Annotated in this window: 11 protein-coding genes and 1 riboswitch; of the genes, 4 read left to right on the forward strand and 7 right to left on the reverse strand. The window is 66.6% G+C overall.

Annotated elements, in window-relative coordinates; translation table 11 throughout:
* Nucleotides 1–74: 74 nt before the first annotated feature.
* Nucleotides 75–1502 carry a DcaP family trimeric outer membrane transporter gene (locus AC3ITW_RS21860; RefSeq protein WP_100435495.1) on the reverse strand — a complete coding sequence of 476 codons (1428 nt, stop codon included), beginning with the start codon at nt 1500–1502 and terminating at the stop codon, nt 75–77.
* 245 nt (nt 1503–1747) lie between these two features.
* Here AC3ITW_RS21860 and acs point away from each other — a divergent pair, with 245 nt between their 5' ends.
* The 4 genes from acs to AC3ITW_RS21880 all read left to right on the forward strand — a co-directional run bounded on the left by acs (nt 1748) and on the right by AC3ITW_RS21880 (nt 6018).
* Nucleotides 1748–3691, forward strand: a complete 1944-nt coding sequence (gene acs / locus AC3ITW_RS21865; protein ID WP_032973863.1) for an acetate--CoA ligase — start codon at nt 1748–1750, stop codon at nt 3689–3691.
* 121 nt (nt 3692–3812) lie between these two features.
* Nucleotides 3813–4478 carry a response regulator transcription factor gene (locus tag AC3ITW_RS21870; protein WP_005420420.1) on the forward strand — a complete coding sequence of 222 codons (666 nt, stop codon included), beginning with the start codon at nt 3813–3815 and terminating at the stop codon, nt 4476–4478.
* Nucleotides 4479–4646: 168 nt separating this feature from the next.
* Nucleotides 4647–5018 (forward strand): hypothetical protein, encoded by a 372-nt coding sequence (locus AC3ITW_RS21875; RefSeq protein ID WP_100435496.1) that lies wholly within the window; start codon nt 4647–4649, stop codon nt 5016–5018.
* A gap of 246 nt (nt 5019–5264) precedes the next feature.
* A riboswitch (yybP-ykoY riboswitch) is annotated at nt 5265–5354 on the forward strand.
* An 88-nt stretch (nt 5355–5442) separates the two neighbouring features.
* Nucleotides 5443–6018 (forward strand): manganese efflux pump MntP, encoded by a 576-nt coding sequence (locus AC3ITW_RS21880; protein WP_006403281.1) that lies wholly within the window; start codon nt 5443–5445, stop codon nt 6016–6018.
* Nucleotides 6019–6111: 93 nt separating this feature from the next.
* On the opposite strand, the gene AC3ITW_RS21885 is transcribed toward AC3ITW_RS21880, so the two are convergent.
* The 6 genes from AC3ITW_RS21885 to glyQ all read right to left on the reverse strand — a co-directional run bounded on the left by AC3ITW_RS21885 (nt 6112) and on the right by glyQ (nt 21015).
* Entirely contained in the window at nt 6112–9558 is a 3447-nt protein-coding gene (locus tag AC3ITW_RS21885) for a hybrid sensor histidine kinase/response regulator (RefSeq protein WP_006403283.1), read from the reverse strand.
* A gap of 172 nt (nt 9559–9730) precedes the next feature.
* Nucleotides 9731–11878 (reverse strand): S46 family peptidase, encoded by a 2148-nt coding sequence (locus AC3ITW_RS21890; protein ID WP_489389934.1) that lies wholly within the window; start codon nt 11876–11878, stop codon nt 9731–9733.
* Between the two features lie 171 nt (nt 11879–12049).
* Nucleotides 12050–15907, reverse strand: a complete 3858-nt coding sequence (locus AC3ITW_RS21895; RefSeq protein ID WP_489389935.1) for a translocation/assembly module TamB domain-containing protein — start codon at nt 15905–15907, stop codon at nt 12050–12052.
* Nucleotides 15904–17700 carry an autotransporter assembly complex protein TamA gene (locus AC3ITW_RS21900; protein ID WP_489390375.1) on the reverse strand — a complete coding sequence of 599 codons (1797 nt, stop codon included), beginning with the start codon at nt 17698–17700 and terminating at the stop codon, nt 15904–15906. Before AC3ITW_RS21900 ends, AC3ITW_RS21895 begins: the two co-directional genes overlap by 4 nt.
* A 256-nt stretch (nt 17701–17956) precedes the next feature.
* A complete protein-coding gene (gene glyS / locus AC3ITW_RS21905; protein WP_153676199.1) occupies nt 17957–20032 on the reverse strand; it encodes a glycine--tRNA ligase subunit beta in 2076 nt (691 codons plus the stop codon).
* 71 nt (nt 20033–20103) lie between these two features.
* Complete coding sequence (gene glyQ, locus AC3ITW_RS21910; RefSeq protein WP_006403404.1) at nt 20104–21015, reverse strand: glycine--tRNA ligase subunit alpha; 912 nt, start codon at nt 21013–21015, stop codon at nt 20104–20106.
* Nucleotides 21016–21052: the final 37 nt, after the last annotated feature.

A 21052-nucleotide genomic window follows, 5' to 3' on the forward strand; every position in this document is an offset into this window, starting at 1 on the left:
CGTTTTCCCTCTGTAGATGCCGGCCCTGGCCGGCATTCAATCTCGGTAGGTGCCGGCCGCTGGCCGGCACGCTCTTAGAAGCTGTACTTCGTGGTGAACTGCAACCGGGTGATGTCACCCTTGTTGCCGTTCTCCACTTCGCGACGGCCGTACATCAGCTCGGCGCCGATATCGACCTTGGGCAGCGGCGAATAGAAGATGTTGCCGCGGATGCTCTGCACGCTCTTGGTCACCAGCGGGCCGAGGATGCTGTCGTTGTCGTAGTCGCTGCGCGCGTAGATCAGGTTGGTGCGCAGCTTCGGCGAGAACGCATGCCGCCAGCCCACGTAGCCGGCCAGCACGCCGGTCGGGTTGAGCTCGTCGCGGGCCACGTCGTAGGCACTATCGGCGGTGATGCCCAGGCCGATGTAGCGGGCGATGCCTTCGCCGCCGGTCAGCTGGTAGTGCAGCGAATCGCTGTCGCCCATCACCCACTTGCCGCCCAGGGTCAGGCCGCCGGCCACCTTGTCGGCCTTGGCGCCGGTGGCCTGGTTGTCGACCTTCAGCTGGCGGATGATGCCGCCGACACCGAAGGTGCCCCAGTCGCCCTTCCAGCCATAGCGCATGGTCAGATCAGGCAGGCTGCCACGATCGGAGTTGGCGCTGGCGTTGGTCCAGGCGCCGGTGACCGGGTTGCGGGTACCGGTGAGGGTGGTGGTTTCCGGGTTTTCCAGCGCGACGCTGAAGCCACCCTGGGTGTAGCGCACCTGCGCCTGGCGCACGAAGATCACGCCGTCGGTGGGACCGACGAAGTCGACCGCTTCCGGCAGTGCGGCCGCGTCCATGAAGTTGGACCAGGTCTGGCCGGCCATCCAGTTGTTCCAGTACATGTAGGCGTGGCGCAGGGTCACACCGTAGGTATTGGTCGCGGTCTGGTTGCCCAGCGAGTTGCCGAAGAAGTCCATCTCGAAGAACGCACCGGCCTTGTTGCCCGATTCGCTCACGTTGTCGATGCCCAGGTTGAAGCGCGAGAACTTGGCATGGGCGTTGAAATCGGTACCCGAACGCTTGCCGCTGCCGCCGGCGCCTTCCACCGGGGTCTGGCCCGGCAGGTACAGCGAGCGGCCGGTGGCGTCGTCGGCCAGCTGGCCATCGCTGGTCTGGGTGGCCAGGAAGTCGGCCTTGATGAAGCCGCCGATCTTGACCGTGGTGCCCGGCGCGGCGCCCGGGGTGATGGTGGTGACCTGGATCGGCTGCTTGCCGGCCGGCACCGAGGCGACCGGCTTCTGCTCGGCCTGCACGGTGCGGACTTCGGTTACGGCCTGCTGGGTCTGGCTGATCTGGGTCTGCTGTTGCTGTTGCGAAGACAGCAGCGCTTGGACCTGGCGTTCCAGTTCGGCAACGCGTGCTTCCAGCGCTTTCTCTTTGGCGGTCTCTGCGAACGCCATGCCCGGTGCGACCAGGGCGACCAACAGGCAGGCCGCCAAAGGTTTGCGCACGGCTTTCAACGTACGGTGGCTCATGTTGCCCTCTCTCCCAAGTGGCAAGGTGATGCCGCGCGTGGGGCACGGTCGAGCCGAGACTGCGGGGCGTTCACGCACACCGGCTATTCGCCATTGGTCGAACCCGGCCCTGCAGGACGCTCACTTTCGACCATGGTCTAAGCAAGGTGGTGACGCGGGCGGGGGTGGATGGGGCAAACTGAGGGGGATCGGTCGCTGCGATGCTGCGACCGCACATACAAAGTCAACGTGCAAGTGAGGGTGCCATGGCTGATATCTACCCCGTCGATCCGCAGTTCGCCGCCAAGGCACGCATCGACAAGACGTCCTACGAACAGCAGTACCAGGCTTCGGTGACCGACCCGGATGGTTTCTGGGGCAAGGCCGCCGAGCGCCTGGAGTGGATGCGCAAGCCGACGAAGATCAAGAACGTCAACTACGACCTGTCCGACTTCCACATCAAGTGGTTCGAGGATGGCGAGCTCAATGCCAGCGTGAACTGCCTGGACCGCCAGCTGGAGACGCGTGGCGACAAGACCGCCCTGCTGTTCGAGCCGGACGGCCCGGACGCACCGGCGCAGCACGTGACCTACCGCGAGCTGTACGAGCGCACCTGCCGCCTCGGCAACGCGCTGCGCAACCTCGGCGTCAAGAAGGGCGACCGGGTCACCATCTACCTGCCGATGATCGTCGACGCCGCCGTGGCCATGCTGGCCTGCGCGCGCATCGGTGCGATCCACTCGGTGGTGTTCGGTGGCTTCGCGCCGAACTCGATCGCCGACCGCGTCAGCGACTGCCAGAGCAAGCTGATCATCACCGCCGACGAGGGCCTGCGCGGTGGCCGCAGGATTCCGCTGAAGGCCAACGTCGATGCCGCGCTGAAGCTGCCCGGCACCAATACCGTCGAAACCGTGCTGGTGGTGCGTCACACCGGTGGCGCGGTCGACATGCAGGCCCCGCGCGACCGCTGGTTCCACGACGTGGTGGACAGCCAGCCTGCCACCTGCGAGCCGGAACGCATGAACGCGGAAGACCCGCTGTTCATCCTCTACACCTCCGGTTCCACCGGCAAGCCGAAGGGCGTGCTGCACACCACCGGTGGCTACCTGCTGTACGCGGCCTACACCCATGAAGCGGTGTTCGACCTGCGCGAGGACGACATCTACTGGTGCACCGCCGACGTCGGCTGGGTCACCGGCCACAGCTACATCGTGTACGGCCCGCTGGCCAACGGCGCGACCTCGCTGATGTTCGAAGGCGTGCCGAACTACCCGGATACCTCGCGGTTCTGGAACGTGATCGACAAGCACAAGGTGTCGATCTTCTATACCGCGCCGACCGCCATCCGTGCACTGATGCGCGAGGGCGAGGAGCCGGTGAAGAAGACCTCGCGTGCCTCGCTGCGCCTGCTTGGCAGCGTTGGCGAACCGATCAACCCGGAAGCCTGGCGCTGGTACTACGAAGTGGTTGGCGACAGCCGCTGCCCGATCGTCGATACCTGGTGGCAGACCGAGACCGGCGGCATCCTGATTTCGCCGCTGGCCGGCGCGATGGATCTCAAGCCGGGTTCGGCCACCCTGCCCTTCTTCGGCGTGCAGCCGGCGTTGGTCAATGCCGATGGCGAGATCAAGGACGGCCCGACCGAGGGTAACCTGATCATCCGTGATTCCTGGCCGGGCCAGATGCGCACGGTGTACGGCGACCACCAGCGCTTCATCGATACCTATTTCCGTACCTACCCGGGCAGCTACTTCACCGGCGACGGTTGCCGCCGCGATGAAGACGGCTACTACTGGATCACGGGCCGCGTCGATGATGTGATCAACGTGTCCGGCCACCGCATCGGCACCGCCGAAGTGGAAAGCGCGCTGGTCTCGCACCCGAAGGTGGCCGAAGCCGCCGTGGTTGGTTTCCCGCACGACGTGAAGGGCCAGGGCATCTATGCCTACGTAACCCTGGTGGCCGAAGAGGCGCCGACCGATGAGCTGCACAAGGAGCTGATCGCGTGGGTGCGCAAGGAGATCGGCCCGATCGCCACGCCGGACCACCTGCAGTGGGCGCCGGGCCTGCCCAAGACCCGCTCGGGCAAGATCATGCGCCGCATCCTGCGCAAGATCGCCGAGAACGCACCGGACCAGCTCGGCGACACCTCGACCCTGGCCGATCCGTCGGTGGTGGCGTCGCTGGTGGACGAGCGCAAGGTGCGCTGATGGCGTGACCGCAGGCGCAGGACGCGCCAGGGACGTGGCCGGGAGGAGGGACCCGGCCGTGTCCGACCCGTCCTGCACCTGCCATCACGTCGCTCTTTTTCCTGATCGATAAGCTCGACCCATGACCACCCTCCTGATTGCCGATGACCACCCGCTGTTCCGCGAAGCCCTGCGCGGCGCCGTGCAGCGGGTCATCCCCGGCGTGCAGCTGTTCGAAGCCGACAGCGTGGAAGCGCTGTACGCGCTGGCCGACCAGCACAACGACGCCGACCTGGTCCTGATGGACCTCAACATGCCCGGTGCGCAGGGTTTCAACGCGCTGGTGCACATGCGCTCGCTGCATCCGCAGCTGCCGGTGGTCGTGGTGTCCGCGCGCGAAGAAGCCACGGTGATGCGCCGCGCGCTCGACCACGGCGCGCTGGGCTTCATTCCGAAGTCTGCGGATTCGGACACCATCGGCCACGCACTGGGCACCATCCTCGATGGTGAGACCTGGGCGCCGCCGGAAGCGCACAACGTGCCGCCCACCGGCAGCGAGGAACGCGAAGTCGGCCAGCGCCTGCGCGAGCTGACCCCACAACAGTTCCGCGTACTGCAGATGCTCGGCGCCGGCCGTCTGAACAAGCAGATCGCCTACGACCTCAACGTGTCCGAAGCGACGATCAAGGCCCACGTCACCGCGATCCTGCGCAAGCTGGGCGTGACCAACCGCACCCAGGCCGTGCTGATGGCCGGCAAGCTGGCCATCGACGACGACGCCATCGTGCTGCCGCCGGAAGAAGACTGAAGGTAGTGCCGGCCGTTGGCCGGCATTGGCCTGAAACCGCCTGAAATCGCTTCGGTAGGTGCCAAGCTTGCTTGGCACTTTTGCCCAGCCCCGCTGATGACGCAATCAGCTCTGGCGGGATGATGGATTCGGTCTCAAGCTGGAAGTTCCAACTTCCCGCCCGGAACGATGGACACCTGGACACTGATCGATACCGACGGCTTGAGGATTGGTGTAGTCCAGCGCTTCCGATATGAATCCTGGCGCGTGAGTGGCAGGTTCATGCCTGATCTCGGGTATTCAAGGTACCGGCGGCTCTTCGCCGATCTTGAATATGCAGCCAATGAGCAGTTGTTCACCCATGTCGACGATCTCGAGAGAAGCATCGCTGCATTGCACATTCGAGTCGTTGCACCTCGCGGGAAGGACGATCCCAAGCTGGTCTCGAATCTGCAGATCATGCATGACTGGTGTCAGTTCCAGATCAGTTCAATGACCCGCCCAGCCGATGAGCAACCTCTCACCCTGCCCTCAACAGAATCGAAAGTATCCGCACGTTGATCGCTTTCGTTCGCGAAGGCTGTCCGGATGGTCCCAGGCCTCCAGGCATGGCACAGCACCATCAGGCACTGCTCCGGTAGGTGCCAAGCTTGCTTGGCACGCTTTTGATGGTGCACCTGCCGGCCAGCGGCCGGCACTACCAGGCACCGCTGCGCTCTCGATATAGCCATCGCTATACAAACCAGCCCTGCCTGCGCGTTTCGCTGGAAATGCGCCGTGCGTGAATCGCGATGCTAAGCTGCGCGTCCCCTTGGGGAGTAGCCGGATTCCTACGCAGGAATCGTCCACGTCAACATACTCGGCCAGTGCGCCGTGGCGTGGACAACCATGATGGTTGGCGAGACCAGCGGCCCGCGCGCGCAACGTCAGGTTGGGCGCGAGCGCAGGCCGTGCGTCCGTCCTAGCCCGACCTCAGCCGCCGCCCATGTCCCCCATTTCGATCCTCCTGATCGGCTTTGCCATGTCCACCGATGCCTTCGCCGCTGCAATCGGCAAGGGTGCGGCCATGCGCAAGCCGGTGTTCCGCGACGCACTGCGTGCCGGCATCATCTTCGGCGTCATCGAGGCGATCACGCCCATCATCGGCTGGCTGCTCGGCCGCGCCGCCCTGCAGTACGTCGAAGCCTTCGACCACTGGATCGCCTTCGGCCTGCTCGGCGCGCTGGGCATCCACATGATCTACAACGGCCTGCGCCCGGACAGTGCCGACGAAGACGAAGACCCCTCGCAGCACCACGGCTTCTGGAAGCTGGCGCTGACCGGTTTCGCCACCAGCATCGACGCGATGGCGGTGGGTATCGGCCTGGCTTTCATGGACGTGCATATCGGCGTGATGGCAGCGGTGATCGGCCTGTGCACGCTGACCATGGTCACCGTCGGCATCATGCTCGGCCGCGTGCTGGGCAGCATGGTCGGCAAGCGTGCCGAGATCATCGGTGGCGTGATCCTGGTGATCATCGGCGCGACAATCCTGTACGAACATCTGCACGGCGTGGGGTAACGCACCCACGATTACGTGGTTGCCGGCCAGCGGCCGGCACTACCAGTGCATCACATCCACGCATGGCGTGGATCTACCGCCGGGCGGCCGGCATTACTGCGCATCGCGCAGCGCGCCCAGGAAGGCGCGCAGCGAGGCTGGCTTGATCGGCTTGGTCAGCACGCGGTATCCGCGTTCGCGAGCCATCCGCTTCAGCTCGTCGCGACCATCGGCAGTCAGCAGCGCGCCGGGCAGCGCATAGCCTGCCGCCTCGCGCAGCGCCACCAGCGCATCCAGGCCATCCATGCGGTCGTGCAGGTGGTAATCCACCAGCATCACCTGCGGGCGCTCGGCGATCTTCTCCAGCGCCTGGTCAACGGTGGCGGCAGTGATCACCTGCACCTGCCAACGGCCCAGCAGCGCGCGCATGCCGTCGAGGATCTCTTCGTCGTTGTCCACGCACAGCACGCGCAGGCCGGCCAGCGAATCACTGCGCACTGGCGCGGCTACGCTCTGTGCAGGTGTGACCAGCTCGGTGTAGCCCGGCAGCGGTGCCACCCGCGGCAGGATGATCGAGAACATCGAACCACTGCCCACGCGGCTGCGTGCGTTCAACCGATGATCAAGCAGGCGCGAGATACGCTGGCAGATCGACAAACCCAATCCCAGCCCCTGCTCACCCCAGTCGAAAGGCTGCTGGTAGCGATGGAACTCGTCGAAGATCTGCCGCATGTGGTGCTCGGGAATACCCGGGCCGGTGTCCCACACCTGCAGTTCCACCTCGTCGCCGCGCTGCCGCACCGCCAGCACGATGCGGCCCTGGCGCGTGTAGCGCAGCGCATTGGCGAGGAAGTTCTGCAGCACACGGCGCAGCAGGCGCCGGTCACTGCGCACCCAAGCCGGGCGCGCGAACAGGTCCAAGCGCAGGCCACGACCGGCGGCGACCGGGGTGTATTGCGCGGCCAGCTCACGCATCAATGCGCTCACGTCGAACTCGCCGATCACCGGATGCAGGCCGCCGGCATCCAGCCGCGACACATCCAGCAGGCCATCAAGCAGTTCCTCGGCCGCACGCAGCGACGCATCCACGCGTTCGGCCAGGTGCTTCTGCTCGTCACTCACATGATCGCTGTCGCGCAACGCCGAAGCGAACAGACGTGCGGCATTCAATGGCTGCAGCACGTCATGACTGATCGCGGCCAGGAAGCGGGTCTTCGACTGCTGCGCGACTTCGGCCTCGTGCGAACGCTCGGCCACGCGCTGTTCCAGTGTTTCGTTGGCCTCCAACAGCGCGCGTTCGGCGTGCTTGTAATCGGTGATGTCGTTGTAGCTGGTCACATAGCCACCGCCCGGCAATGCCTGGCCGCGCATCTCGATCACCTTGCCATCGCTGCGGGTGCGCTCGAACACGTGCGGCGAACCGGCCCGCATGTAGCCGATGCGGCGGTTGATCTGGATTTCGATATCGCCCTCGCCCAGCTCACCCCGCTCGGCGTTGTAGCGGATCAGGTCAGCCACCGGCCGCCCGACGTAGAGCATGCCGTCGGGGTAGCCGAACATGTCCTGGTAGCGGCGATTCCACGCGGTCAGCCGCATGTCCGGGTCGACCACGCTGACCCCGGCGCTGATGTTCTCCAGCGTGGTCGAGAGGATCTCGCGGTTGAAGCGCAGCTCCTGGCCGGCCTCATCCAGCACCGCCACCACTTCGCCCAGGTCCATGCCCGAACCGCGCAGCAGGCTGGTCAGCAGAAGGCGTGCCGATGCCGCACCGATCGACGCAGCCAGCAGACGCTCGGTGAACTGTACCCACGGCCGGTCCGCAGGCGCCGAGGATTGCAGTTCGCGGCCCAGCGACTGCGCCTGCTCGAAGAACGAACGCCGCGCATGGCGCTCGCCGACCACGCGGGAGGCCAGCGCCAGCAGGTCACCCACATGCACGTGACCAGGCCAGCCACCGGCCACCGACGGGCGCTCGGCATACGGGTCGAGGAACGGCGCGGCGCGCAGACGCTCGTCCACACCGGGACGCCAGCGCGCGGACACCAGCATCATCGTCGCCGCATTGACCAGCAGCGACCAGAACGTGCCATGGGTCAGCGGATCCCAGCCGGTCATGCCGAACAACTGCTGCGGGCGCAGCCAGGCGATGCCAAACGGGCCGTTCTGTACCCAGCCGTCGTCCATCCAGCCGGCGATGGTCATCGCAGGCAGCAGCAGGGTGTAGAGCCAGGTGGCGAAGCCCAGCAGCATGCCGGTCTCGACACCGCGACGGCTGGCACCGCGCCAGTACAGGCCACCGATCAGGCCGGGCGCGAACTGGGCCACCGCGGCGAAGGCCATCAGGCCGTACGAGGCCAGCGTGCTGTCGTTGCTGCTGCTGCGGTAGTAGCTGTAAGCCATCAACGCCAGCAGCAGGATCGCCAGACGGCGGATCCACAACACCCGTGAAGCGACGTCGGCCGCTTCCTGGTGATCACCACTGCGGCGCAGCAGCACCGGCATCACCAGGTCGTTGCTGACCATGGTGGCCAGCGCGATCGAGGACACGATGACCATGCCGGTAGCGGCGGAGAATCCGCCTACGTAGGCGATCAGCGCCAGGGCGTTGCGCCCCTCGGCCAGCGGCAACGCCAGCACCATCGAATCATCTGCGACGCTGCTGCCGGTGCCGAACAGGCTGACACCCGCAGTAGCAATCGGCAGCACCATTGCCGAAATCAGCACCAGGTAACCACCAAACATCCAGCGCGCGCGGCGCACATCGCGTACGTCACCGCACTCGACCACGGCCACGTGGAACTGGCGCGGCAGGCAGATGATGGCGAGGAAACTGAGCAGGGTCTGCGAGATGAAGCCCACCGGCGGCAGCCCGGTGAACAGCGTATGCACCGACTCCACCACCGCCTCGTTGCGGTCGCTGAGCCAGACGTAGGCGAACACGCCCACCGCCACCATCGCTACCAGCTTGATCACCGACTCCAGCGCGATGGCCAGCATCATGCCGTGGTGGTGCTCGGTAGCGTCGACCTGGCGGGTGCCGAACAGGGTGGCGAACAGCGCCATCAGCAGCGCCACGTACAGCGCCGGATCGCTGAAGAAGCCGGTCGGGCCGGTGTTGCCGGTCAGCACCTGCAGGCTCATTGCCACCGCTTTGTACTGCAGGGCCAGGTACGGAATGATGCCGATCAGCGCGATGATCGCCACCAGCGCCGCCAGCCGCCGCGAACGGCCGAAGCGCGAAGAGATGAAGTCGGCGATCGAGACCACGTTCTGGCTGCGCGCGATCAGCGCCAGCCGCTCGATGATGCGCCAGCCGAACAGCAGCAACAGCAACGGGCCGATATAGATCGGCAGATAACCCACGCCGTTGCGCACGGCGGTGCCGACTGCGCCGTAGAAGGTCCACGACGAGCAGTACACGGCCAGCGCAAGGCTGTAGACCACCGGCCGCAGCCAGGGTCTATCCGGATACATCGGCCGACGGTCACCCCACCACGCCACGCCGAACAGCAGCGCGGCATAGGCAACCGAGACCAGCAGCAGGATCCAGCTGGAGACCACGCGTGCGTTTCCGTCGGGACAGGGGCCAGTAGATCACGACCGTTGGTCGTGAGGGTAGGTCATGGCGGTGGGCCATGGCGGTGGGTCACGACCGTTGGTCGTGACGGAGGCATCCATGCCCACCAACGGTGCGCACCCACCAAAGGAGGTGCGCACCCACCAGCAACCGGCCTTATTCCGCCGGAACGCCCATTTCCTTCAGCAGTTCCGGCGCCGGGTAGACCTTGGCCAGCAGCCAGCGCAGGTAGCGCATGTCCACGTGCACGGCGCGCTTGTAGCGCGGGTCGAACCACCAGCTGGCGCTGACCGATTCCCAGTTGCTGTCGAAGTTCAGGCCGATCAGTTCGCCCTTCGCATTGAGCACTGGCGAGCCGGAGTTGCCGCCGGTGGTATCCAGGTTGGTCAGGAAGTTGACCGTCTGGGTCTTCAGTGCCGGATCGGCGGTGCTGCCGAAGTCACCCTTGGCAATGGCGGCCAGCAGCGACTTGGGGGCATCGAACGGATAGGCGTTGGTGTTCTTCTCGACGATGCCGGCCACGGTGGTTACCGGTGAGTAGGTCACGCCATCGCGCGGGTGCAGCGCCTCGACCTTGCCGTAGCTGATGCGCAGGGTGCGGTTGGCATCCGGATACACCGCGCGGCCCTGCTTGGCACGCCAGGCGAACAGCGCCTGCATGTAGGCCGGGCGCAGGCGCAGCTGCTCGCCTTCGCGGGTCTTGCTTTCGTTCTCGATGCGCAGCTGCGCGGCCACCAACGGGCCGGCCACGGCGATCAGCGGATCGGCGGCCAATGCCTTGCCTTCACGGGCGGCGACGAAGCGTGACAGACGCTGCGCCTCCTCACCCAGCTGGGTGCCGGCGTACAGGGTGTCCAGTGCCTTCGCCAGCTGCTCCGGGGTACGGCCGAAGGCCGTATCGAACTCGGCCACGCGCTGCGCGTCAGGCAGCTTCTGGTAGCGGGTCAGCAGGGTGGTCAGCAGCGCCTTCTCGACCTCCGGCGCGTAACGGCGCTGAACCTGCTTGAGCACGCCTTCGATCATCGCCTGGTCGCGCTGCTGGAAACCGCTCTCGCGCTGCGCGTCCGGCTTGGCCGACTCGATGCGCAGGCGTTCCAGCAGCAGCGCCGAGCGCAGCAGCTGGCTCTGTGCGGCCATCTGGTCCAGCAACAGGTCACGTTCGCCCACCGCCGCGCCCTGCGACAAGTTGGTCAGCAACGCCTTGATGTCGCCCTGGTACTTGCGGTCGGTGGCAGCCAGCATCGCCGTCTCGTCGGCGGCACGCTGGGCCTTGGCGTCGCTGCGCAACAGGCCTTCCAGCTCACCGGCGGCGCGCTTGCGGTTGTTCTTCAGCGACTGCAGCTGCGAGGCGTAGCGGGTGCGCGCCTGCGCGTCCTTGGCGCTGGCGGCCTCGATGGTGTCGATCATCTGCTGGAACACCGACACGCGGCGCGGCAGCACGGTATCGATCTGGCCGGCGAATTCGGCCGCGGTACGGTGGCGATAGGTGATGCCCGGGTAACCGGCCAGCATCGCGTAGTCACCTTCCTTCGGACCTTCCACCGACATCTGCAGGTGCGCCGGCGCCTGGTAGGGCACGTTGTCCTTGCTGTAGGCGGCCGGCTTGCCGTCCTTGCCAACGTAGGCGCGCAGCAGGGTGAAGTCGCCGGTGTGGCGCGGCCACATGAAGTTGTCGATCTCATCGCCGTAGTTGCCGATCGCACGGGGCGGCGCATAGACCAATCGCACGTCGCTCAGTTCCAGCTGGGCGATGCGGTAGAAGTCGGTGCCGTAGTACATGTTGGCCACCGAGCAGCGCACGCTGCCGTCCTTCTCGCACTCGGCCACGATCTGCTTGCTGGCCGCATCGACGGCATCGAAGTAGGCGCGGCCGGTCTTGCCACGCGCCTGCGCCAGCACCTGGTCGGTCACCTTGTCGAAGCCGACGGTGACCAGCACGCGGAAGTCCGGGTTGGCCGGACGCTCGTCGGCGCGGCCCTTGGCGATGAAGCCACCATTGATCAGGTCGTGCTCGGGCGAGCTGTTGTACTGGATCACGCCCATCGCCACGTGGTGGTTGGTCAGCAGCAGGCCGTCGGCGGATACGAACGAGCCGGTGCCACCACCGGCACGCACCACCGCGCTCAGCGGCGGCGCAGTGACGTTGGCCAGGTCGGCCGGATTGCCCTTGAAACCTGCGGCCTGCAGCGGCTTGGCCAGTTCCGGCAGCTGGGTCGGCATCCACATGCCTTCATCGGCGTGGGCGCCGGCGGCAAGGGTCAGGCCCAGGGCCAGGGCGGTGGGAAGGGCTTTGCGTGGTGACATGAGGCGATCCGGTACGACAGAACAGCCCGGGACCATAGCCGCTGGGGCCGGATGGGGCAACGGCCGATGGTTGGGGCCGTCGTGCACGGTAGTGCCGGCCGCTGGCCGGCAACCCACGCAACTCGGGAGATACGGTGCAGTTGCCGGCCAGCGGCCAGCAATACCGCATCGTTACTTCTCCCGCCGCCAGTTGATCGACCCACGGTTTTCCACCGTGCTCGATTCCACTTCCACGTCGAAGCCACGACGCAGCAGGTACTTCAGCGTGATCACCGAGCCGGCACCCACCAGCGACACGCCGTAGCCGACGTACAGCTTGGGCGAGATGTACTTGCCGACGCCGATCACCGAACCGCCCAGCGCGCGCGACTGGCTCACGCCGGCATCGTCCAGGCCGAGCTTGGCGCCCAGCTGCGACGCCAGCAGGCCGCTGCCGGCCGACAGAGCCGCCGACGCGGCGTTGACCTGCTGGGTCTGGTCGCTGCTGGCACCGGTCAGGCTGCGGCCCAGCACCAGGTAACCCAGTGCTTCGGACTGCGACATCGCCGGGTCGGACCAGACGTCGGCACGCGGCTGCTGCGCCCGCCCGGTCACGTCGATGCCCGCGGTGACATCACCAATCCGGCGCTCGGCGCGGATGTTGATGCGCGGGTCGGAGACCGCGTTGTAGTTCCACGTGAGGTTGCCGCGGGTAATGGTCAGATCCTGGCCATAGGCCTTGTAGCGACCACTCACTTCCAGCCCGCCATTGGCGGTCATCTCGCGACTGGGCTTGGCCCAGACCTGCATCTTGCCGGTCAGCGCGCCCTTCAGGCCGAAGCCGGTCATCTTCACCTTGTCGCCGAGGCTGACGGTCAGCTCCATGTCCAGCGGCGAGGTGCGCGACTCTTCCGGATCGGCCGGATCCAGCACCACCACGTCTTCGGACACCGAGGTGCCACGGTCCAGGCGCTCCAGGTCGATGTCGGCCTCGGGCACATGCACCGTACCGCGCAGTTCCATCGCGGCCTTGGCCAGGGTGAAGTCGAGATTGGGATTGGCGACGATGCGCAGCTCGCTGGTGTTGGACAGCAGCACGTTGTCGCCGTGGATCTTCAGCTGCAGCGGCTGCGCATCGCCGAACCACGACAGGCCGCCATCGACATACAGCGTGCCCTGGCCGGAATTGGCCTGCGCGGTGATCTTGGCCGAACCATCAGGCTGGGCCACGAAGCTGCCCTTGCCCTGGTCGAAGGTCAGGCCCAACGCCGGGAACTCGCCCTTGAAGTTGCTCAGCTGTGCATCACCGCCCAGCGAGGGTTGGCCACGGGTTCCGCGCAGGCTGACGTGGCCTTCGATCAGGCCGGTCGGACGCACGATGTCCGGCGAGAACAGCTCCAGCCAGTACAGCCGCGACATGTTGAGGTAGAGCTCGCCGTTCAACGGCGCGCTGGCTTCCCAGCCGGTCTGCATCTTCGCATCGACGAAGCCGTTGCCCTGGAAGCCCATGCCCAGGTAGCCCTTGATGCTGGCCGGGGTCATGTCGAGCTTGAGCGAGAACTGGTCGTAGCGCACCAGTTCGCCACGGGTGGTGTCGCCCACCGTGTTGCGGTTCTCGCCCAGGCGCACGCCGCCTTCCTTCGAGCGCACTTCCACATGGCCTTCCCAGGCGTTGCCGCGCGGGCGGATCTGCGCGTCCAGGCTGACATCGCCACGCAGGTAGATGCGGCGGCCGGACTGCGGCGGCAACCACGGCTGCACCAGCGCCAGCGGCAGCGCATCACTGCGCACCACCAGGCCCTCACGCGGCCAGTTGGCCTGGGCGCACAAGGCACCGCTGCTGGCAGCAGCCAGGCAGGCTTCGCCCAGCGTGTAGTTGCTGCCGTTGATCGCGAACGCCGCCGGTGCACGCAGCGACCAGGCATCGCCCTTCACCGGTGCGATGCGCAGCGCGGCCAGCTCGCCACGCCACTGCGCGCCCTGCTGGCGGATGCTGCCCTGCAGTTCGACCGCGCCCAGCTCGTTGCGGGTCTGCGCGGCCAGGCGCAGGTTGGAGACACTGCCCTGCGCGTCGATGTTCAGCCGCTCCAGCAGCATGCCGGCATTGACCTGCTGGCCCTGGATCGCCAGCGTGCCGCTGTCGCCGCGCCACGGCAGCCGGCCCTTGATGCTCACGCTCTCGGCGCCGTAGCCATCCCAGTTGAGGTTGTTGCCGACCAGGTCGGCGGTGATGTCCGGCGCATCGCGCGGGCCCTTCACCTGTACCTGGCCACGCAGGCCACCATCGGCGCCCGGCAGCAGGTCACTGAGCTGCAGCGGCTCGAAGCGCGCGTCGATGTCGAGGCGATCGCCGACCTTGCCCGAAGCGGTCACCCGGCTGCTGCCCAGCGACAGTTTCAGATCGCCCTGGCCCTGCTCGCCCTGCAGCGCGAACTTGCCCTGCGCATCAAGATTGCGCTGGCGCAGGATGCCCTTCAGCGACGGCAGGTCCACCGTGGCTTCCAGCGTGCCGGCAGTGCCCGGCGGCGCGTTGGCCGGCGGTGGCAGCTGGCGACCCTTGGAGGCCAGATTGCCGGACAGGCGCCCATCCCAGCCTGGCGCGAAGTAGCCGGGGTCGAAAGCCTTCAGCGTGGCCTTCGCATCCCAGTCCAGCTGCGGTGCCCAAGCCACCTTGCCTTCCACCTGCAGCTGACCGCCCGGAGTCTGCGCCTGCAGTTCGCGGATCTCAGCAGCCTGGTCATTGCCACGCACGTCGAAGCGCAGCTGCGCTTTCTGCTTTTCGCGCTCGACTTCGGCACGGCCGATCGCCGCCCAGGCCTTCAGGGTACCGGCCAGGCCGAAGCGTGCTTCCTTCAGGGTCACCGGTACCGGCGCACTGCCGGCGGTGTTCGGATCCGCTGCCGGCACGTAGGTCAGGTCATGCGCGACCACCGAGAAGTTGAGCTTCTGCTGGTCTTCCTGGCTGAAATCGGCGGTACCTTCCAAGCGCGCTTCGCCACCGAAGCCCTTCACCAGCAGCGGCGAGACCTTCAGCACCTGGTCCTGCAGCGATACCACCGAGGGTGCCAGCTCCAGTTCCTGATCGCCCTGCTTCACCTTGCCGCGCAGGTTGGCGTTGCCGCCCTTGCCGGCGGCGGTGAAGTCCAGCGCCAGTGGCGCGATTGCCGAACCCGCCAATGCCGGTGACAACAACGCCAGATCCAGCTCGTCGCTGCGCACGCTGGCGCTCCAGCTCGGATCGGTGCGGCCATCGAACACCAGCATCGCGTGCAGCGGCTTCGGCGCACGCCCGGCCACCGCCACTTCCATATGCGACAGGTCGCCGCGCGCGACCAGGCCGATCGTGGCGGCGGTGCGGCCACGTGGCGCCGGCAGCACCGCAGTGACGGTCACATCGGTGTCGTAGTCCTTGGCCGGGATGTAGCGGCCCTGGGCAGTGAAATTGCCCATGTCGCTGTCCACCACCAGCTTGTGTGCCTGGAACTCGCCATTGGCGATCTCGATGCCGCCGCGCACGCGGCTGATGTCGATCACCGGCTCGTTGGCCTGGCTGACGCGGAAGCCGTCGATGGCGATGGCATCGGCCTGGATCGCCAACGGCATTTCGATCTGCGGCAGCGAATCGGGCCACGACGGCAGCTTGAACGGCTCGTCACTCTTGGCCAGGTTCAGCGTCGCGTTGGTCAGTTCCAGCTTGTCCAGCAGCAGCTTGCGGCCCAGCAGCGGGCGCAGGTCCGGCTCCAGATGGGCGCGCTCGGCGTGGAAATGGATGTCGTCGTAGCGGAAGTCGACGTTGTACAGGGTCAGCGGACCGGCCACCGGGCCGTCCACCTTGTCCCAGGTGAAGCTGGCGCCCACCGGCAGCCGCGCCACCACCTGTGCCAGCAGCACATCGCGGCCGGCCACGGTCTGCAGCAGCCAGTACACCGCCAGCAGGGCCAGCAGCACCAGGCCGATCACACCCGCGCCGGACCAGGCCCAGAAGCGGCGGCGGCGGTAGAAGCGCACGCGCGGCGGCGGCGTGTTCGGGGTCGGTGCGGGCGTGCTCACAGGTCCGCTCCGATGTTCAGGTACAGCTGGAACTGCGAATCCGGGTTGTTCAGGCCATGCGCGATATCCACGCGCACCGGCCCCACCGGCGACTTCCAGCGCACGCCGAAGCCAACGCCGGTGTGCAGATCGATGGTGTTGTCGAAGGCGCTGCCGGTATCGACGAACACCGCCGCGCCCCACGGACCGCCATTGAAGTAGTGCTCGTATTCGGCCGAGCCGATCACCAGGTTCTTGGCACCCAGCGCGTATTTGTCTGGTGCCGGGGTCCGCGGTCCGACTTCGCGATAGGCGTAGCCGCGGATGCTGCGGTCGCCACCGGCGAAGTAGCGCAGGCTGGGCGGCATCGCCACCAGATCGCTGGTCCAGGTGGTGCCACCTTCGCCGCGCAGGATCAGGCGGTTGCTTTCACCCACCGGGATGTACCAGCGCAGCACGGCGTTGGCCTGCACGAAGCTGGTATCCGAGCCGGCGCCCTCGACGCCGGCACGCATTGTCGCGGTACCGCTGATGCCCTTGCGCGGGAACATTTCGTCGTCGACGTTGACGTAGTCGGCCACCATCTGCGGGTAGACCAGCGTCGAGGTGTTGTAGACCGCGTCGGTGAACTCGGTACCCGAGGCATAGCGCCAGCGCTCACGCAGCGCGTTGATCGAGGCGATCGCGGTCCAGTGCTCGTTGATCTCGCCGCTGCGGCTGGCGATCAGCTTGAAGTTGCGCAGGTCGATGTAATCGGTCTGCTCGTCATAGGCACTGGCGGCGAAGGTGTACCAGCCGTCAAGCCACTTGAAGGCGGGAATACGGTAGCTGGTGACCAGGCTCTTGCGCCTCTGTGCATAGTCCAGCTGCGTGTTTATCTTGTGGCCGCGGTTGTTAAGCCACCGCCGCTCGATGCCACCGCGCACACCCGGGCCACTCTCGCTGCCGTAGCTCAGGCCGGCGGTGTAGATGGTGCGCTTGGCGCGGGTCAGCTTCACGTCCACCGGCACATCGCCGTTCTCGTCGGCCTGGTCCGGCCGCGGCTGGATGTCGATCACGCTGAAATAGTCCAGCTTGGTCAGCGACTCGCGCAGCCGGTCCAGCTTGCCCTCGTGGAAGTAACTGCCCTGGTCCCAGTAGACCAGCGGGTCGAACAGCTTGTCGACGAAGTAGTCCTGCTCGAAACGCACCGGGCCCATGTTGTAGCGGCGGCCGCTGTCCCAGGTCAGGTCGATGTCGGCAGCGTTGTCGGCACGGGTGATCTGCACCTGGCGCTGGGTGTAGTCGGCGTCGAAGTAACCGCGCTCGGCCAGGCGGCGGGTGACGGTGATCTTGCTGGCCTCGTACTGGGTATGCACGAAGCGCTGGCCCTTGCGCGGCTTGAACTTGGCCAGGTCGTCCTGCAGGTACTGGTCGTACATCGCCGGGCCGGTGATGTCGATGTGCTCGCGGCGCACGGTCACCGGGGTGCCCTTGTCGACATGGATCAGCACGCGTACGTGCTCGTCCTCGCGCGGCGCCTCGACCTTGATCACCGGGTTGTAGTACCCGAACGGCTCCAGCGCCTGGCGGGTCTGCCGCTCGGCCTGTGACAGCAGGTACTCCAGGCGCGATTCGCCCTGCTCCTTGCCGATCGTGTCGTACAGCGACAGCGATTCCTGGATGTTCTCGATGATTGCGGCGTCGTCGCCCTTGTCCAATCCCTTGATGTCCACCTTGTCGATGGTGCCGCGCGCATGGGCCACGGAGGTGGCGGCCAGCGTCAGGACCATCAGCGGCAGGGCGTATTTCTTTGGCTGCATGCGGCACAGCATACCGACCGGAGGTGACGATGCGAAATGCATCACGTCATTGGGGATCGGTTGTTAAGTGGCGGTCAAAATACGTGCCTTTGTGGCGATCATCGTGATCGCAGGCGAGGATGCCGGCATCGTGCCCGATGCCGGCAATGACCCCGATGGACATCCGCCGGCGGTGATCCGGTAGTGCCGGCCGCTGGCCGGCAACCCACAGATCGATCCGATGCGCGGTGGCAATGCCGGCCAGCGGCCGGCACTACCGATACGGGCGTCAGCTCGACAGATGCTCGATCGCCGCCACCTTGCCCAGGCGCTCGCCCAGCATCGTCAGCAGCGCAAGGCGATTGCCACGCAGCGCCAGATCGTCCGCATTGACCATCACCCCATCGAAGAAGGCATCGACCTGCGGGCGCAGCCGCGCCAGCCGTGCCAGCACGGCCACGTAGTCCTTCTGCTGCAGGCTGGTGCCGGTGTCGTCGATGGCCGCGGTGACCGCTTCGGCCAGCGCGCGCTCGGCGTCTTCCTGCAGCAGCGCCGGGTCGATCTGGCCCGGAATGTCGCCTTCGGCCTTGCGGAGGATGTTGCGGATGCGCTTGTTGGCCGCAGCCAGCGCCTCGGCTTCCGGCAACGCCGCGAAGGTGCCGATCGCATCCAGGCGGCGGTCGAAGTCGTACAGCGAGGTCGGCTTCAGCTCGGCTACGGCGTTGAAGTGCGTGGCCGGCACGCCCTTGTCGCTGTAGTAGCCCTTCAGGCGGTCGAGGATGAAGTCGTACAGCTCGCCGACGTCGGCCTGCACGTTGCGCGCGGCCAGGCCGGCGTTGGCGCTGGCCAGCAACGCGCGCAGATCCAGCTCGAAACCGCTTTCGATGATCGTGCGAGCCAGGCCCAGCGCGTTGCGGCGCAGGGCGAACGGGTCCTTGTTGCCGGTCGGCTTCAGGCCTGCGGCGAAACCACCGGCCAGCGTGTCGACACGTTCAGCAATCGCCAGCACCTTGCCCAGCGGCGACAGTGCGATGTCGTCACCGCCGAAACGCGGCTGGTAGGCCTCGTCGATGGCCAGCGCCACCTCCTCCGCTTCGCCACCGGCCACAGCGTAGTGGCGGCCGGCGATGCCCTGCAGTTCCGGGAACTCGTTGACCATGCGCGACTGCAGGTCGTTCTTGGCCAACTGCGCGGCCCGCTTGGCCTGCGCGGCGTCGGCGCCGACCTGGGGGGCGATCACTTCGGCCAGGGCGGCCACGCGTGCCACCTTGTCGGCCACGCTGCCCAGCTTGGCCTGGTAGGTCACCGTCTTCAGGCCGTCACCCATCGACACCAGGCCCTGCTTCAGGTCCTCGTCGAAGAAGAACTTGGCATCGGCGAAGCGCGGGCGGATCACGCGCTCGTAGCCCTTGGCCACTTCGGCCACATCCTTCGATTCGATGTTGGCGATGCCGATGAACTTCTCTGTCAGCGTGCCGCTGTCATCCAGCACCGGGAAGAACTTCTGGTTGATCTCCATCGTTTCGATCAGCGCTTCCTGCGGCACCGCCAGGAACGCGCGCTCGAAGCTGCACAGCACTGCAGACGGCCACTCGACCAGGTTCACCACCTGCTCCAGGTTGTCGTCGGTGATGCGGGCGCTGCCACCGGCCTTGGCCGCGGCGGCCTCGACCTCGGCGACGATGCGCGCACGGCGTTCGCTCGGGTCGACCAGCACGAAGGCGGCGCGCAGGGCTTCAACGTAGTCCTGCGGCTGTGCCAGCGACACCGCCTGGTCGTGGTGGAAACGATGGCCACGGCTGACGCGACCGGCCTGCAGGCCGAACAACTCGGCTTCAACCACGTTGGCACCGTGCAGCAGCACCAGCCAATGCGCCGGGCGCGCAAAGCCCCAGGCGTGGTCGCCCCAGCGCATCGGCTTGGGAATCGGCATCGCCGCGATCGCCTCGCGCAGGATCTCCGGCAGCAGGCTGGCAGTGCTCGCGCCCGGGGTCACCGCGCGGTGCACGAAGCGCTCACCCTTGTTGTCGCTGGTCTTCTCCAGCGCGGTCCAATCGATCCCGGCCTTGGCGGCGAAGCCCTGCAGGGCCTTGGTCGGCAGGCCTTCGGCATCCAGCGCGATGTTCAGGTACGGGCCCAGCACTTCGCTGTGCTGTTCCGGCTGTTCCAGGCCAACGCCCGGCAGCAGCACGGCCAGGCGGCGCGGGGTCGACAGCGGGCGCGCATCGCCCAGTTCCAGTGCGACGCCGCGCTTGCGCAGGCCGTCGACAACGCCATCGAAGAAGGCCTGGGCCAGGCCCGGCAGCGCCTTGACCGGCAGCTCTTCGGTGCCCAGTTCGATCAGCAGGGGGGACAGTTGGCTCATCGTTTCAATCCTGTGGTGGGGGTGCAGCGCGCGACGCGTCCGGCGCCCCGGAGTAAGGGGGAGAGCGGCCGTCAGGCCTTCTTCGCGCCCGGGAAGCCCAGCTTCTCGCGCTGCTCGTAGTACGCCTTGGCCACCGCCTGGGCCAGCGCGCGCACGCGCAGGATGTAGCGCTGGCGCTCGGTCACGCTGATCGCGCGGCGCGCATCCAGCAGGTTGAAGGTGTGGCTGGCCTTCATCACCTGCTCGTAGGCCGGCAGCGGCAGGTTCACTTCCACCAGCTTCTGCGCTTCACGTTCGCAGGCATCGAAACGGTGGAACATCTCTTCCACGTCGGCGTATTCGAAGTTGTAGGTGCTCTGCTCCACCTCGTTCTGGTGGTAGACGTCGCCGTAGGTCACCGGCTGGCCGTCCGGGCCGTAGGTCCAGACCAGGTCGTAGACGTTGTCGCAGTTCTGCAGGTACATGCACAGGCGCTCGAGACCGTAGGTGATCTCGCCCAGCACCGGGCGGCACTCCAGGCCACCAGCCTGCTGGAAGTAGGTGAACTGGGTCACCTCCATGCCGTTGAGCCAGACTTCCCAGCCCAGGCCCCAGGCGCCCAGCGTCGGCGATTCCCAGTTGTCCTCGACGAAACGCAGGTCGTGCACCAGCGGATCGATGCCCAGTGCCTTCAGCGAATCCAGGTACAGCTGCTGGATGTTGTCCGGCGCCGGCTTCATCGCCACCTGGTACTGGTAGTAGCGCTGCAGGCGGTTCGGGTTCTCGCCGTAGCGGCCGTCGGTCGGGCGGCGCGAGGGCTGCACGTAGGCCGCGTTCCAGCTCTCCGGACCGATCGCACGCAGGAAGGTGGCCGGGTGGAAGGTACCGGCGCCCACCTCCAGGTCGAGCGGCTGGATGAGCACGCAGCCCTGCTGGGCCCAGAACTGGTTCAGGGTCTGGATCAGGCCCTGGAAAGTGATCGGAACGGTCGGGGTCGCGGACATGCGTACGAGTCTTGGCCGGCAAGGGGGTGCGCTAGTA

Source organism: Stenotrophomonas sp. KH_052 (genome assembly GCF_057838755.1).

Coding starts and splice junctions, on each gene's coding strand:
- AC3ITW_RS21900 (WP_489390375.1), bottom strand. CDS start 17,700: ATGCTGTGCCGCATGCAGCCAAAGAAATACGCCCTGCCGCTGATGGTC.
- acs (WP_032973863.1), top strand. CDS start 1,748: ATGGCTGATATCTACCCCGTCGATCCGCAGTTCGCCGCCAAGGCACGC.
- AC3ITW_RS21875 (WP_100435496.1), top strand. CDS start 4,647: ATGGACACCTGGACACTGATCGATACCGACGGCTTGAGGATTGGTGTA.
- glyS (WP_153676199.1), bottom strand. CDS start 20,032: ATGAGCCAACTGTCCCCCCTGCTGATCGAACTGGGCACCGAAGAGCTG.
- AC3ITW_RS21870 (WP_005420420.1), top strand. CDS start 3,813: ATGACCACCCTCCTGATTGCCGATGACCACCCGCTGTTCCGCGAAGCC.
- AC3ITW_RS21880 (WP_006403281.1), top strand. CDS start 5,443: ATGTCCCCCATTTCGATCCTCCTGATCGGCTTTGCCATGTCCACCGAT.
- AC3ITW_RS21860 (WP_100435495.1), bottom strand. CDS start 1,502: ATGAGCCACCGTACGTTGAAAGCCGTGCGCAAACCTTTGGCGGCCTGC.
- glyQ (WP_006403404.1), bottom strand. CDS start 21,015: ATGTCCGCGACCCCGACCGTTCCGATCACTTTCCAGGGCCTGATCCAG.
- AC3ITW_RS21890 (WP_489389934.1), bottom strand. CDS start 11,878: ATGTCACCACGCAAAGCCCTTCCCACCGCCCTGGCCCTGGGCCTGACC.